This window comes from Flavobacterium algoritolerans (assembly GCF_030010385.1).
Lineage (GTDB): Bacteria > Bacteroidota > Bacteroidia > Flavobacteriales > Flavobacteriaceae > Flavobacterium > Flavobacterium algoritolerans.
In genome coordinates this window covers 118,862-133,069 of sequence record NZ_JASCRZ010000006.1, presented here as the reverse complement: position 1 = coordinate 133,069, position 14,208 = coordinate 118,862, and the positions used below count along the sequence as shown (strand labels likewise).

The following is a 14,208-nucleotide window of genomic DNA, read 5'->3' as shown; positions in this document are numbered from 1 at the left end:
TAAAAATGAATAAAATATACAATCCAAAACCAGAAACCTGGACTTCTATTTTAGAAAGACCTACAAAAACTGTCGATGATATTGAAGCGACTGTGAAAGAAATTTTTAAAGAAGTACAAAAAAAAGGCGATGCTGCCATAGCAAAATATACGTCGCTTTTTGATGGAGCTAAAATAGATGTAATTGAAGTTACTAAAGCTGAAATTAATCAAGCAATTGCATCAATTTCTACCGAGTTAAAAGAAGCTATTTTACTTGCAAAATCAAATATTAAAAAATTTCATACTGCTCAAAAAACAGATAGAGTTGCTGTAGAAACAATCGAAGGAGTTAACTGCTGGCAGGAAAAAAGACCGATCCAAAAGATAGGATTGTATATTCCAGGGGGAACTGCACCTTTATTTTCAACAGTTTTAATGCTTGCAGTTCCCGCAGAAATTGCAGGTTGTAACGAAATTGTTTTATGTTCTCCTCCAGATAAAAACGGAACTATAAATCCAGCTATTTTGTATGCCGCAAACTTATGTGGTGTGACTAAAATATTAAAAGTAGGCGGAATTCAAGCTATTGCAGGAATGACTTTTGGAACGGAAACAATTCCTAAAGTCTATAAAATATTTGGTCCTGGTAATCAATTTGTGACTGTCGCTAAACAATTGGCAACTCAATATGGCGTAGCAATCGATATGCCAGCTGGCCCATCAGAATTATTGATTGTTGCAGATGACAGTGCAGTTCCCGCTTTTGTGGCTTCTGATTTATTGTCACAAGCAGAACATGGAGCGGACAGTCAGGTAATTTTAGTTTCTACTTCCAGAAAGCTAATGGATGTTGTAGAGGCCGAAATTCAAATCCAAATGGAAGCGTTGCCAAGAAAAGCAATTGCCGAAAAAGCGATTGCAAATTCAAAATTAATTTTTGTTGAAAATGATAAAATTGCCCTGGAATTAATCAATGAATACGGACCGGAACACTTTATCATTTGCTCAGAATTTGATGATTTTTACAGCAATGGCGTTCAAAATGCAGGTTCTGTATTCATAGGAAATTATACTCCTGAAAGTGCTGGAGATTATGCTTCAGGTACCAATCATACGTTGCCAACCAACGGTTATGCTAAGAATTACAGCGGAGTAAATTTAGACAGTTTCACCAAAGCAATGACTTTTCAAAAAATTTCTCAAAAAGGAATACAAAATATCGGTAAAGCCATTGAAATCATGGCAGAAGCAGAAGGCTTACAAGCACACAAAAATGCAGTTACATTACGATTAAAAGCAATTGAAGATGGAAAATAATTTCGATATAAATACTATAATTAGAGCAAACGTTAAGCAATTAAAACCCTATTCTTCGGCTCGTGATGAATTTGAAGATTTTGATACCGCAGATATGATTTTTCTGGATGCCAATGAAAATCCATTTGAAAATGGGGTGAACAGATACCCAGATCCACAACAAATGAGTGTAAAAGGGATTTTGGCAAAACAAAAAAATGTCAAAACGAATCAAATTTTATTGGGTAACGGAAGTGATGAAGTGCTGGATTTGTTATTCAGAGCTTTTTGTGAACCAAAAACAGATAACGTAATTACTTTGCCACCTACATACGGAATGTATGGTGTTTTGGCTAATATCAATGCAGTAGAAAATAAAGAAATTTTACTTTCTGAAGACTTTCAACCACAAATTGAGAAAATCATGGAAGCGGTTAATGAGAATACTAAAATCATCTTTTTGTGCTCTCCAAATAATCCAACCGGGAATTCATTTTCGGATGAAAGTGTAGTATCACTTTTGCAAAATTTTAAAGGTTTGGTAGTTATTGATGAAGCGTATATTGACTTTTCTAAAAAGGAAAGTTGGATTAACGAACTAGACGAATATCCAAATTTGGTCATTACTCAAACGCTATCAAAAGCGTATGGTTTAGCTGGAATTAGATTAGGAATTTGTTACGCATCTGCGGAGGTGATTTCGGTTTTAAACAAAATTAAACCTCCGTATAATGTAAACGAGTTGACTCAAAAAAGAGCTTTAGAACGATTAGATGATAAAGATAAAATAAAATCGGAAATTGAATCTATAATAAGACAAAGAGAGGAGTTACTTAAAGTTTTGCTTAATGTAAATTTTGTCGAAAAAATCTATCCTACGGAAGCTAATTTTATTTTGGTAAAAGTAGATGACGCCAATAAAAGATACGATGAATTGATTGCAAAAGGAATTGTAATTAGAAACAGAACAACCCAACCGTTATGCGATAATTGTTTGCGTCTGACCGTTGGAACAGAACAAGAAAATATGAAATTAATTGAGGTGTTAAAACAACTTTAAACCTTAAACTTTAAACTTTTTTTAATGAAAAAAATACTTTTTATAGATCGTGATGGAACAATGGTTTTGGAACCAAATGATTATCAATTAGACAGTTTCGAAAAATTAGAATTTTATCCAAATGCTTTTCAATATCTTGGAAAAATAGCTAAAGAATTGGATTTCGAATTGGTAATGGTTACGAATCAAGATGGTTTGGGAACTGATTCTCATCCGGAAATTAACTTTTGGCCCGTTCATAATTTAATCATGAAAGCTTTTGAAAATGAAGGCGTTGTTTTCAAAGAAGTATTAATTGACAAAACATTTCCTCACGAAAACGCACCAACTCGCAAACCTGCAACTGGTTTGTTGACAAAATATATTGATAATCCGGAATATGATTTAGCAAATTCATTCGTAATTGGAGACAGAATAACGGATGTTGAATTGGCAAAAAACTTAGGCTCAAAAGCCATTTTTATCAACACGGACGAAGGTTTGGGAAGTGATGAAATTACTTCAAAAAGGTCAGCTTTGGATTCTGTCATTGCTTTACAAACGACAGATTGGAAAGTAATTTATGAGTTTTTGAAACTAGAAGAACGTTCCGCTTCTATTGAAAGAAAAACAAACGAAACGGATATTTTCATCAACTTAAACCTTGACGGAACCGGAAAAAGTAAAATCGAAACAGGGATTGCTTTCTTTGACCACATGCTCGACCAAATTGCACGTCACGGACAAATGGACTTGGAAATCCTTGTGAAAGGTGATTTAGAAGTTGATGAACATCATACTATCGAAGATACAGCGATTGCTTTAGGAGAAGTTTTTGCGAAAGCATTAGGAAATAAATTAGGTATAGAACGTTACGGTTTTTGTTTGCCAATGGACGACTGTTTAGCGCAAGTGGCGATTGATTTTGGAGGAAGAAACTGGTTGGTTTGGGAAACCGAATTCAAACGAGAAATGGTAGGTAAAATGCCGACAGAGATGTTCTATCATTTCTTCAAATCTTTCTCTGATGGTGCTAAAGCCAACATTAATATCAAAGCGGAAGGAACAAACGAGCATCACAAAATTGAAGCCATTTTCAAGGCTTTCGCCAAAGCAATAAAAGTAGCCGTAAAACGTGATACGGAGAAGATGATTTTGCCTAGCACGAAAGGAATGTTGTAAAATTGTTTAAAGTCTAAAGTTTCAGGTTGACTCGAGCAACTTTAAACATTAAACATTAAACTTGAAACAAAATTAAAATGAAAATAGTAATCATAAATTACGGAGCAGGAAACATTCAAAGCATTATGTTTGCCATCGAAAGATTGGGATTTAAAGCCATTTTGAGTAATAATCCTGACGAAATTAAAGCAGCCGATAAAGTAATCTTTCCAGGAGTTGGTGAAGCAAGTTCTGCAATGAAAATGCTTTTAGAAAGTGGTTTGGAAACTTTGATTCCAACCTTGAAACAACCCGTTTTAGGAATCTGTCTGGGTATGCAATTGATGTGCAACAAATCAGAAGAAGGAAATACAAAAGGTTTGGGAATTTTTGATGTTGATGTGATTAAATTTACGCCAAAAGTAAAAGTCCCACAAATGGGATGGAACCAAATTTATAATTTGAAATCGCCTTTATTCGAAGGAATTAATGAAAACGAATATATGTATTTGGTTCATAGTTTTTATGCTCCTAACTGCCCTGAAGCCATTGCTACAACTGATTACGAAGTAGAATACGCCTCAGCTTTGCAGAAGGATAATTTCTACGGAACACAATTTCACCCAGAAAAAAGTGGTGACGTTGGAGAACAAATTTTGGCTAATTTCTTGAAGTTATAAATTTTAATGGCAATAACAATAATGAGAATAGTCAGTGAGATTGCTTCGTTCCTCGCAATAACAAATCTGAAATCAAAAATCGTTAATCAAAAATCATAAATCTCAATGAGAATAATACCTGCAATAGATATCATAGAAGGAAAATGTGTTCGCTTGTCAAAAGGCGATTACAATACCAAAATTATATACAATGAAAATCCGCTTGAAGTAGCAAAATCATTTGAAGCACACGGAATAGAATATTTACATTTGGTCGATTTAGACGGAGCAAAGTCAAGCCAAATTGTGAATTATAAAATACTGGAGCAAATAGCTACACAAACCAAATTGAAAATTGATTTTGGGGGTGGATTAAAATCGGATTCTGATTTGAAAATTGCTTTTGAAAGTGGTGCAAATCAAATTACCGGCGGAAGTATTGCTGTCAAAAACAGAGAACTATTCGAAAAATGGATTGCTGAGTATGGTTCTGATAAAATTATTTTGGGAGCAGATGCTAACAATGAAAAAGTAGCTGTTTCGGGTTGGTTAGAAGATTCGAATGAAGACTTGATTCCTTTTATACAAGATTATCAAAGCAAAGGAATTCAGTATGTAATTTGTACGGATATTGCCAAAGACGGTATGCTTGAAGGACCATCTTTTGATTTATACGCTAAAATTTTGGCAGAAGCCAATGGCATAAAATTAATTGCTTCAGGAGGAATTTCTACTTTTGACGAATTACCAAAGCTAGCCGAATTGGGTTGTGAAGGAACGATAATCGGGAAAGCAATCTATGAAGGTCGTATTAGCTTGAAACAGTTAGAAAACTATATTTTAGAAAAATGTTAACAAAAAGAATTATTCCCTGTCTCGATATAAAAAACGGAAGAACAGTAAAAGGTATTAATTTTGTGGACTTGCGTGATGCGGGAGATCCAGTGGAATTAGCCAAAATATATTCGGATGAAGGTGCTGATGAATTGGTTTTTTTGGATATTTCGGCAACGGAAGAAAGGAGAAAAACCTTAGTTGATTTGGTACGCAAAGTGGCTTCGACGATTAATATTCCTTTTACTGTTGGTGGTGGAATTTCATCCGTTAGTGATGTTGAAATTTTATTGCAAAACGGTGCGGATAAGGTTTCCATTAATTCATCGGCGGTGAAAAACCCGCAGTTAATTAATGATTTGGCACAAAAATTTGGCAGCCAATGTGTCGTTGTTGCGATTGATGCCAAGCAAATTAATGGGCAATGGATTGTTCATTTAGTGGGAGGAAAAGTGCCTACAGAATTGAATTTATTTGATTGGGCCAAAGAAGTTGAAGAACGCGGCGCAGGTGAAATCTTATTCACATCAATGGATAATGACGGAACTAAAAACGGATTTGCTAATGAAGCTTTGGCTAAACTTTCGGAATTAGTTAATATTCCAATAATAGCTTCTGGTGGCGCAGGAAACATACAACATTTTGTAGATACTTTTCTGGAAGGAAAAGCAGACGCAGCATTAGCCGCAAGTGTATTTCATTTTAAAGAAATTGAAATTAAAACATTGAAAGCAGCCCTTAAAAATAACAATATCGAAGTACGGATTTAAATTAAGGCATAAGTATTAAGTATGAGTTATTAAGTATTGAGTTGCTTATTTATCCATATAACTTAATACTTAAGACTTACAACTTAATACTTAAAAAATATGAACATAGATTTCTCAAAAAATACAGACGGATTAATTCCTGCTATAATTCAAGACAGTGAAACCAAAACAGTTTTGATGTTGGGTTTCATGAATGCCGAAGCGTATCAAAAAACGGTTGATACTAAAAAAGTGACATTTTATAGCCGTACCAAGCAAAGACTTTGGACAAAAGGCGAGGAAAGTGGCAACTTTTTAAATCTGATTGACATCAAAAATGACTGTGATAATGATACGTTGTTGATTCAGGTAAAACCAGAAGGACCAACATGTCACAAAGGAACGGATACGTGTTGGGCTGATGAAAACAAAGCAGATTATGGCTTTATTTCGAATTTAGAAGATACAATCCAACTTCGAAGAGAGAATGCTGATTCTGAGAAAAGTTATGTGGCTTCCTTGTTTAAATTAGGGATGAATAAAATTGCCCAGAAAGTAGGAGAGGAAGCAATAGAAGTGGTTATTGAAGCCAAAGATGATAATGACGATTTGTTTTTGAGCGAAAGTGCTGACTTGCTTTTTCATTACCTTATATTGTTGCAAGCCAAAGGATTTAAGCTAAATGATGTTGTTGAAGTACTAAAAAGTCGTCAGAAATAGAAATTCTTTTTAAAGATTTTACATCAATAAAACCCAATAGTAAATGAATATACTATTGGGTTTTCTTTTATTTCAAATAGCAATCCACTATATTTACTATTATTTTAAAATAAGAGTACCACATGCAAGTGATGAATTTAGATAATACCACATTGACACAAGAATTAAACGATCCAATCCTAAATACGGGACTATATATAATCCTTACAACTGACGAAGACGATGCAAGACCTGTTTATATTTCAGGGAATTTCAATAATTGGCGTACTCAGGACAAGGAGTTTATGATGGAGAAAATTGGAAATAACGTATACCATTACAAATTTTCGCATGATTTTGATTATCCTGTCGAGCTTTTGTATAAATTTACTAAAGGGGATTGGAGTGAAGTTGAGATTGACAGCCACGGCAATCGTACCGAAAACCGTTCAACATTAGCACATACGGGCATTCAAAAGGAACACGTAGCAAGATGGAGAAAAAACTGGTTGCCTTTTAAGCAGTCTTTTTTACCACAGGTTCAGTTAATTTCAGATGAATTTGAAATCCCGCAACTTAATAAAACCAGAAAAATTTGGGCCTTGTTGCCTCATGATTATGATAATTCAAGTGAAAGTTATCCCGTAATGTATTTGCAGGATGCCCAAAATTTATTCAATGAATCAGCCGAATTTGGTAATTGGGAAATTGATAAAAAACTGGCGGTTATGTCCGAGTATAAAATTGGAAAAATTATAATTATTGCCATAGAACACGCCAAAGAAGATCGAATAAAAGAATACAATGTTGGGAAAACAGTATTAGGAAAAGGACAAGGAAAAAAATACATCCGTTTTGTAACTGATACCCTAAAACCATTTGTTGACAGCAATTTTAGAACAAAAAAAGAACGGGAATTTACAGGTATTGGTGGAAGCTCGATGGGAGGATTAGTAAGTATTTTTAGTGGATTAAGAAACCCGGAAGTATATGGTAAATTAATGATTTTTTCTCCATCGCTTTGGGTTGTTCCAGAATTGAAAATTAATCCCAAAAAAGCCAATACAGCCGACAGCAAAATCTATTTGTATGGTGGTGGAGATGAGAGTAAAACAATGATTGAACATATAAAAAGTTTTAAAGAGAATCTGATTTCAAGCGAATTTGTAAAAGACAAATCAAAGATTAATTTAAGCATTAACAGGCAAGGAAAACATAGTGAAACCTATTGGAGTGATGAATTTCCTAAAGCAATAGAATGGTTGTTTTTTAATACAAAAGAGTCGTAGAGTACTATTCATAGGGTCTTGAATTAATAGGTAGAAAAAAAGAAAAGAACAAATGAAAACAAATACATTACAAAACGTAGCTGATTTTTCAGGAACAATTTTGATTCCGGTTTTTGAAACGTATTCAAAAAGCATTGTTCCTATAACTTTTAATGGATTAGAAATAACATCAAAAGTTTTTTTTGGAAAAAAAGACACGCACTATTTAGCTGAAAAAAATAACAATGCGTATGTTTTTATTGGCTTAGGAAAAGAGATAGACTATAAATCATTGAAAACTATTTTTCGTCGTATTTCATCGAAACAAAAAGAAAATTTCAGTTCGAATGTTGCTTTAGTTATACCTGAACAATTCACTCAGGATCAAGTTGAAGCCGTAGTTTCTGGTTTGCTTTTAGGAACGTATGATTTAGGTCATTTCAAAACAGAAAAAAATGCACATCCTTTTTTGAGTGCTGATTTTACTTTAAATTTAGTATCCGAAAAAGATTATTTGGCTACAGCCAAAAAAGGAATTAAAATTGCCAAAGCACAATTAGCAACTTATAATTTGGTTGATTTACCTCCCAACACGATTAATCCTAAATATTTGGCCAATTGGGCTAAAGAAACGGGTGAAAAATATGGTTTTGATGTAGAAGTTTTAGGTCAGGATGCATCAAAAATAGTAGGATTGGGCGCTTTTTTGGCAGTTGGAAAAGGAAGTGAAAATGAACCACAGTTTATCATTATGAATTACACTCCTGCAGCCGATGTGGAACACCTAAAACATGTTGGGTTAGTGGGGAAAGGAATCACTTTTGATACTGGAGGATTGAATATAAAAACAGCCGGAATGCTTCACATGAAATGCGATATGGCCGGTGGTGGTGCCGTTTTTGGGGCGATGCAATTGATTGCAGATTTGCAATTACCAGTAAAAGTGACTGCAATTGTTCCTTGTGCCGAAAATTCAGTTGATGCCAAATCATTTTTACCAAGTGATGTAATTCACAGTTATAGCGGACATTCGATAGAAATCATTGATACAGATGCTGAAGGACGACTCATTTTAGCGGATGGATTGTCGTATTTAATTAAAAATTTTAAACCAGAATATATTGTTGATATTGCTACGCTAACCGGAAGCAGTGTTGGTACTTTTGGGTATGAATGTGGTGCTTTGTTTACCAATAATACCGAAATGGCTAAGAAGCTACAAGAAAACGGAGACGCAATAGGAGAGCGTTTGTGGCCTTTACCGCTTTGGGATGTTTATAAATCCGATATTGAGAGTGACATTGCCGATGTGAAAAATTATAGTGGAAAACCAGTTGCAGGAGCAATAAGTGCCGCAAAATTTTTAGAATATTTTACCCAAGAACACAAAGCTTGGGCACATCTTGATGTTGCAGGTGTCGCATTTGGCGATGATGAGTTTGCTAAAAGTAAGCATGCTACAGGATATGGAGTTCATTTATTAACTAAATTCATTGAAAATTTATAACGTATGGAAAACTCTAAAACCTTCCTTTGTATTTCAAATTATTTCAAGGGTGCCGATTTTTTGATTAATTTAAAAAAGTTAGGCAACAAAGTCTATTTAGTGACAAGTGAAAAACTGAGAGACAAGCCATGGCCCCATCAACATATCGATGAGATTTTTTATATGGAGGGTCAAGATGTCGATTGGAATTTAGAACATCTGTTATTAGGTGTTGGTAATTTTATGAAGTCAACTAAAGTGGATGCCATTGTTGCCTTAGATGATTATGATGTCGAAAAGGCTACGTATCTAAGGGAAAACCTGCGTATTGACGGGATGGGACAAACAACGGGACGTTATTTTAGAGATAAACTGGCGATGAGAATGAGAGCCAAAAGTTGTGGAATTCCTATTCCGGCATTTTGTTCTTTATTTAATGATCATGACATCAATACTTTTGCAGACACGATTTCAGCTCCATGGGTATTGAAACCACGCTCCGAAGCTTCGGCAACAGGAATTAAAAAAATAGATGACAAAGAGAGTTTGTGGATCCATATCAATGAAATGGGGAATAACAGATTCAAATATTTATTAGAACAATTCAAACCTGGCGATGTGTATCATTGTGATAGTTTGATTTCACAAAGTAAAGTAATTTTTAGTTTAACTTCAAAATATTTAGCCACACCAATGGAAATTTCTCAAGGTGGCGGTGTTTTCCGTTCAGCGAATATTAAGTACAATTCAGAGGATGATAAAGCCATAAAAAAGTTAAATGAAGAAGTAATGAAAGGCTTCGGATTGAAACATGGTGCCGCACATACTGAATTCATAAAATGCAATGAAGATGGTCAAATTTATTTCCTGGAAACTTCTTCAAGAGTAGGAGGAGCGCATTTGGCCGAAATGGTAACAGAAGCTTCCAATATTAATTTATGGAAAGAATGGGCCGCAATTGAAGACGCATTGGTAAAAGGAACTAAATACATTTTGCCAAAAGTAAAAAAAGAATATGCCGGTATCGTTTTGACATTGTCAAAATTCCAGCATCCTAATTTATCGTCGTTTTCAGATCCGGAAATTTGTTTCAGAGTTCCGTTGGAATATCATGCGGGACTTATTGTCAAATCTGATAAGCAAGAAAGAGTTTTAGAATTGTTAGATGATTATGGGAATCGCTTAGCCAATGATTTTACTGCTGTAGTAGAACAAAGTAAGGTAACCAACTTGCATTAAATGCTATTATTAAACTAAAAAAAGCGACTGTTTCAATAGAGACAGTCGCTTTTTTATTTAAAGTTTACTTAAACTAATAATGGACAGATTTTTATATCTTACTTAAAAATTTCTATAATAAATAACGGTTTCCATCTCCTCCACACATGAAAAAAATAGTTCTGATTTTTAGCTTTTTAGGGTTAATTAGTTGTAAAACGTATACTACAACGAGTTTAATTGAATCTCAAAAACCGTTTCAAAATGAATATTTTACTGTTGCTTTTGGTTCCTGCGATAACCAGAAGATTAAAAACGAACTGTGGCCAGCTATAGATAAAAATCATCCGTCCGTTTGGATTTGGGGAGGTGATAATGTGTATTCGGATACGGAAGACATGCAGTTTCTTAAAAATAATTATGAAATTCAGAAACAAGATTCTGATTACCTTAAGTTTATTAATGACAAAATCGTATTAGGAACATGGGACGATCACGATTATGGAGCAAATGACGGTGGCGAAGAATATCCTTTTAAAAGACAAAGCCAAGAGTTATTATTGGACTTTTTAGGAACTTCAAAGAATGCTCCGGAACGAAAAAGAGAAGGAGTTTATTCGGCTAAAACTATTGCTGTAAATGGAAATAAAATAAAAGTTATTGTATTGGATTCTCGTTTTTTTAGAACGGCATTGACTAAAGCCACCGATTCAAAAAAACGCTTTCAACCCAATAAATATGGTGAAGGAACTATATTAGGAAATGTACAATGGAAATGGCTGGAAGAAGAACTTAAATCATCTGATGCGCAATTTAATGTGATTGTCAGCAGCATTCAATTTTTATCTGATAAACATGGCTTTGAAGCTTGGGTGAATTTCCCTCATGAAATAGAAAAACTGGAGAAATTGATTGTTTCGACGAAAGCAAAAGGCACTTTTATAATCTCCGGAGATCGCCATATTGCCACTTTTTCTTCAAAAAATGTTGCGGGTTTGTCCTATCCGTTAGTAGATTTTACCTCGAGTGGATTGACGCATACTTACGCTTCTTTTTCCGGCGAAGAAAATCCTTATGTAAAAGGGGAAGTGATTAAAGAGTTGAACTTTGGACTATTAAAATTTGATTTTAAAAATAATAAAGTGATAATGGAAATTCGTGGAAAGGAAAATAAATTTATTCAAGAATATGTTCAAGTATATCCTGAAAAATAATTTTTTAGAGTCATATTTATTTATAAAATTATAAAGTTTATTTTTGTTCAAAATGAATTAATTATGAAAAAACAGTTTAGCATTATTTTTATTACGTTTCTATTTTTTAATGGTATAAATGCACAAGGTTTGCTAAATAAATCGGTGCAAATATTCACAAGACAAGATACTTTGAGAGGAAGTATCACTAAAGAAAGAGCTTGGTGGGATGTAAAATATTATCATCTAAATATTAAAGTAAATCCTGCAGACAGTACTATTACTGGCTCAAATACAATAAAATATCAAGTTGTTCAGGAATACACTAGTATGCAAATTGACTTACAAAATCCTATGGAAATTAATAAAGTCATTCAGGATGGAAAAGTTTTAAAATATAAAAGAGAAGAAAATGCATTTTTTATTGAATTAATTGCTCCTCAAACAAAAGGTGCACTAAAAGAAATTACCATATTTTATGGCGGAAAACCAAAAGTAGCCGTAAATCCACCTTGGGATGGAGGTATAACTTGGAAAAAAGACAGTAATGGAAATCCTTTTATTGCTTCTTCTTGTCAAGGATTGGGGGCAAGTGTTTGGTGGCCAAACAAAGATCACATGTATGATGAAGTGGATAATATGCTGATTAGTGTAAATGTTCCGAAAAATTTGACGGATGTTTCCAATGGACGTTTACTAAGTGTAAAGCAATTAAAAGATGGAACAAAAACCTATAATTGGTATATATCAAATCCAATCAATAATTATGGAGTAAATATAAATATAGGCGATTATGTATCGTTTTCAGAAAAATATAAAGGAGAAAAAGGCGATTTAGATTGTAGCTATTATGTTTTGAGAGACAATTTGGCGAAAGCCAAAAAACAATTTCAAGATGTTCCAAAAATGCTAAAAGCTTTTGAACATTGGTTTGGACCGTATCCATTTTATGAAGACAGTTACAAATTGGTTGAAGCTCCGTATTTAGGAATGGAACATCAAAGTAGCGTAACGTATGGGAATGGTTTTCAAAACGGATATCGTGGTAGGGATTTAAGCGGAACGGGTTGGGGATTAAAATTTGATTTTATTATTATTCATGAATCTGGGCATGAATGGTTTGCCAATAATATCACGTATAAAGATATTGCTGATATGTGGATTCACGAGAGTTTTACAAACTATTCAGAAAGCCTTTTTGTAGAATATTACTATGGAAAAGAAGCTGGATTTGAATATGTTCTGGGAACCAGAAAAGGTATAAAAAATGACAAACCAATTATAGGAAATTATAATGTAAACAACGAAGGTTCTGGTGATATGTATCCAAAAGGAGGGAATATGTTGCATACTTTACGCCAAATTGTAAATGATGATGAAAAATGGAGAGGCATATTAAGAAGCTTAAACAGTACTTTTTATCACCAAACTGTTACTACAAAACAAATTGAAGATTATTTAAGTCAGCAAGTTGGAATCGATTTATCTACAGTTTTCAATCAGTATTTAAGAGATACCAGAATTCCAACATTAGAATATTTTTTCAAGGATAATCAAGTGGGTTATCGCTGGACAAATTGCGTTTCGGGTTTTAATATGCCCGTGAAAGTAACGCTAAATGGAAAAGAAGAATTACTGCAACCAGAAACAGAATGGAAGAGTATTCCAGTAATTTCTAAAAATTCAAAACTGGAAATAGATAAGAATTTTTATGTAGCCAGTTTTAATATTACTGAGTAAATCCAAAAGGTGTGTTTCTAAAATATAAGAAACACACCTTTTTTTATCTTTTCTTAAACTGTATCGGATTTTCCCCCACCACTTTTTTGAAGATTCTATTAAAGTACGACAGGCTTTCAAATCCACATTCAAAGCACGTTTCGGTTACATTTTTATCACTTTTTAAAAGTCTTTTAGCTTGTTCAATTCGATATTGATTTAAAAATTCAGTAAATGTCAATCGCGTCATTTTTTTAAAATAACGACAAAAAGCAGCTTTAGATAAATGAGTTAAATGGGAGATTTCTTCAATAGAAACAGCCCTTTGGTAGTTTTCCTCTATAAATTTATAGACGACTTTTAATCGCAATTGTTCTTTATTATTATATAAATTTTCAAATGGTTTATTGTGCAAAAAAGTCATTTCATTTGATGTTGATAAAATCTGAAATAATGACAGCACTTCAATAAATTGTTCGAAATGAGATAAAAGATGAATTTTTTGAAGCCTTTTACCAATTTTATCTTTTACAGCTCCATGAAAACAAATCACCTTTTTTGAGTTCTCAAATAATTGATAAATAGAAGCTAATTCAGGAGTTGTTATAAAGTCATTTTTGAAAAAGTCTTCTTTAATCTGTAAAACTACTTTCTCATATTCAGTTTTAATTCCATAATCAAAATTCAAATGCGGAATATTGGAACCTATAAAAACCAAATCGCTTCCTTCAAAATTGCCAATATGATCGCCTACGCGTCGTGTTCCATTTGGCGCAACAATGAAAGTCAACTCAAATTCAGGATGAAAATGCCAATAATAAAAATCATTCAATTTTGGATTTACCAATATTCTGAATGAACTCCCGGCTAATCTTTTTATATCCTCAAAAACTATTTTCATATCTC

The 14,208-nt window shown here is 33.5% G+C and carries 13 protein-coding genes; 12 read left to right on the top strand and 1 reads right to left on the bottom strand.

The features are described 5' to 3' along the window. Positions 1 to 5 precede the first annotated feature (5 nt). From hisD to QLS65_RS13280, 12 genes are all read left to right on the top strand, one after another. Positions 6 to 1,298 carry a histidinol dehydrogenase gene (gene hisD / locus QLS65_RS13335; protein WP_282718344.1) on the top strand — a complete coding sequence of 431 codons (1,293 nt, stop codon included), beginning with the start codon at positions 6 to 8 and terminating at the stop codon, positions 1,296 to 1,298. Next, the gene (gene hisC, locus QLS65_RS13330; protein ID WP_282718343.1) at positions 1,288 to 2,337 is read left to right on the top strand and encodes a histidinol-phosphate transaminase; all 1,050 of its coding nucleotides are present in this window, start codon (positions 1,288 to 1,290) and stop codon (positions 2,335 to 2,337) included. Before hisD ends, hisC begins: the two co-directional genes overlap by 11 nt. 24 nt (positions 2,338 to 2,361) lie before the next feature. Then, positions 2,362 to 3,498: a bifunctional histidinol-phosphatase/imidazoleglycerol-phosphate dehydratase HisB gene (gene hisB / locus QLS65_RS13325; RefSeq protein WP_282718342.1), complete on the top strand. Its 1,137-nt coding sequence runs from the start codon at positions 2,362 to 2,364 to the stop codon at positions 3,496 to 3,498. 77 nt (positions 3,499 to 3,575) lie between these two features. Beyond that, positions 3,576 to 4,157, top strand: coding sequence for an imidazole glycerol phosphate synthase subunit HisH (gene hisH / locus QLS65_RS13320; protein ID WP_282712956.1), 582 nt, complete (start codon positions 3,576 to 3,578; stop codon positions 4,155 to 4,157). A 105-nt stretch (positions 4,158 to 4,262) separates the two neighbouring features. Continuing rightward, positions 4,263 to 4,991 carry a 1-(5-phosphoribosyl)-5-[(5-phosphoribosylamino)methylideneamino]imidazole-4-carboxamide isomerase gene (gene hisA / locus QLS65_RS13315; RefSeq protein WP_282718341.1) on the top strand — a complete coding sequence of 243 codons (729 nt, stop codon included), beginning with the start codon at positions 4,263 to 4,265 and terminating at the stop codon, positions 4,989 to 4,991. After that, the gene (hisF, locus tag QLS65_RS13310; RefSeq protein WP_282718340.1) at positions 4,985 to 5,740 is read left to right on the top strand and encodes an imidazole glycerol phosphate synthase subunit HisF; all 756 of its coding nucleotides are present in this window, start codon (positions 4,985 to 4,987) and stop codon (positions 5,738 to 5,740) included. The genes hisA and hisF overlap by 7 nt, the downstream gene beginning before the upstream one ends. 99 nt (positions 5,741 to 5,839) lie before the next feature. After that, positions 5,840 to 6,439: a bifunctional phosphoribosyl-AMP cyclohydrolase/phosphoribosyl-ATP diphosphatase HisIE gene (hisIE, locus tag QLS65_RS13305; RefSeq protein ID WP_039108135.1), complete on the top strand. Its 600-nt coding sequence runs from the start codon at positions 5,840 to 5,842 to the stop codon at positions 6,437 to 6,439. Between the two features lie 122 nt (positions 6,440 to 6,561). Then, positions 6,562 to 7,707, top strand: a complete 1,146-nt coding sequence (locus QLS65_RS13300; RefSeq protein WP_345959871.1) for an alpha/beta hydrolase — start codon at positions 6,562 to 6,564, stop codon at positions 7,705 to 7,707. Positions 7,708 to 7,759: 52 nt separating this feature from the next. Further along, the gene (locus QLS65_RS13295) at positions 7,760 to 9,193 is read left to right on the top strand and encodes a leucyl aminopeptidase family protein (RefSeq protein ID WP_282718339.1); all 1,434 of its coding nucleotides are present in this window, start codon (positions 7,760 to 7,762) and stop codon (positions 9,191 to 9,193) included. A 3-nt stretch (positions 9,194 to 9,196) separates the two neighbouring features. Next, positions 9,197 to 10,411 carry an ATP-grasp domain-containing protein gene (locus tag QLS65_RS13290; protein WP_282718338.1) on the top strand — a complete coding sequence of 405 codons (1,215 nt, stop codon included), beginning with the start codon at positions 9,197 to 9,199 and terminating at the stop codon, positions 10,409 to 10,411. Between the two features lie 146 nt (positions 10,412 to 10,557). Continuing rightward, positions 10,558 to 11,604 carry an alkaline phosphatase D family protein gene (locus QLS65_RS13285; RefSeq protein ID WP_282718337.1) on the top strand — a complete coding sequence of 349 codons (1,047 nt, stop codon included), beginning with the start codon at positions 10,558 to 10,560 and terminating at the stop codon, positions 11,602 to 11,604. A gap of 63 nt (positions 11,605 to 11,667) precedes the next feature. Next, positions 11,668 to 13,323: a M1 family metallopeptidase gene (locus QLS65_RS13280; RefSeq protein ID WP_282718336.1), complete on the top strand. Its 1,656-nt coding sequence runs from the start codon at positions 11,668 to 11,670 to the stop codon at positions 13,321 to 13,323. A 43-nt stretch (positions 13,324 to 13,366) separates the two neighbouring features. Here the strand turns inward: QLS65_RS13280 and QLS65_RS13275 are convergent, their stop codons facing one another. After that, positions 13,367 to 14,203 carry an AraC family transcriptional regulator gene (locus tag QLS65_RS13275; RefSeq protein ID WP_282712966.1) on the bottom strand — a complete coding sequence of 279 codons (837 nt, stop codon included), beginning with the start codon at positions 14,201 to 14,203 and terminating at the stop codon, positions 13,367 to 13,369. Between the last annotated feature and the right edge of the window lie 5 nt (positions 14,204 to 14,208).

Bases quoted from the DNA above. Each gene is read 5' to 3' on its own strand.
- QLS65_RS13275 (WP_282712966.1), bottom strand. From the start codon at position 14,203: ATGAAAATAGTTTTTGAGGATATAAAAAGATTAGCCGGGAGTTCATTC.
- QLS65_RS13300 (WP_345959871.1), top strand. From the start codon at position 6,562: ATGCAAGTGATGAATTTAGATAATACCACATTGACACAAGAATTAAAC.
- hisF (WP_282718340.1), top strand. From the start codon at position 4,985: ATGTTAACAAAAAGAATTATTCCCTGTCTCGATATAAAAAACGGAAGA.
- QLS65_RS13285 (WP_282718337.1), top strand. From the start codon at position 10,558: ATGAAAAAAATAGTTCTGATTTTTAGCTTTTTAGGGTTAATTAGTTGT.
- hisD (WP_282718344.1), top strand. From the start codon at position 6: ATGAATAAAATATACAATCCAAAACCAGAAACCTGGACTTCTATTTTA.
- hisH (WP_282712956.1), top strand. From the start codon at position 3,576: ATGAAAATAGTAATCATAAATTACGGAGCAGGAAACATTCAAAGCATT.
- hisB (WP_282718342.1), top strand. From the start codon at position 2,362: ATGAAAAAAATACTTTTTATAGATCGTGATGGAACAATGGTTTTGGAA.
- QLS65_RS13280 (WP_282718336.1), top strand. From the start codon at position 11,668: ATGAAAAAACAGTTTAGCATTATTTTTATTACGTTTCTATTTTTTAAT.
- hisC (WP_282718343.1), top strand. From the start codon at position 1,288: ATGGAAAATAATTTCGATATAAATACTATAATTAGAGCAAACGTTAAG.
- QLS65_RS13295 (WP_282718339.1), top strand. From the start codon at position 7,760: ATGAAAACAAATACATTACAAAACGTAGCTGATTTTTCAGGAACAATT.
- hisIE (WP_039108135.1), top strand. From the start codon at position 5,840: ATGAACATAGATTTCTCAAAAAATACAGACGGATTAATTCCTGCTATA.
- QLS65_RS13290 (WP_282718338.1), top strand. From the start codon at position 9,197: ATGGAAAACTCTAAAACCTTCCTTTGTATTTCAAATTATTTCAAGGGT.
- hisA (WP_282718341.1), top strand. From the start codon at position 4,263: ATGAGAATAATACCTGCAATAGATATCATAGAAGGAAAATGTGTTCGC.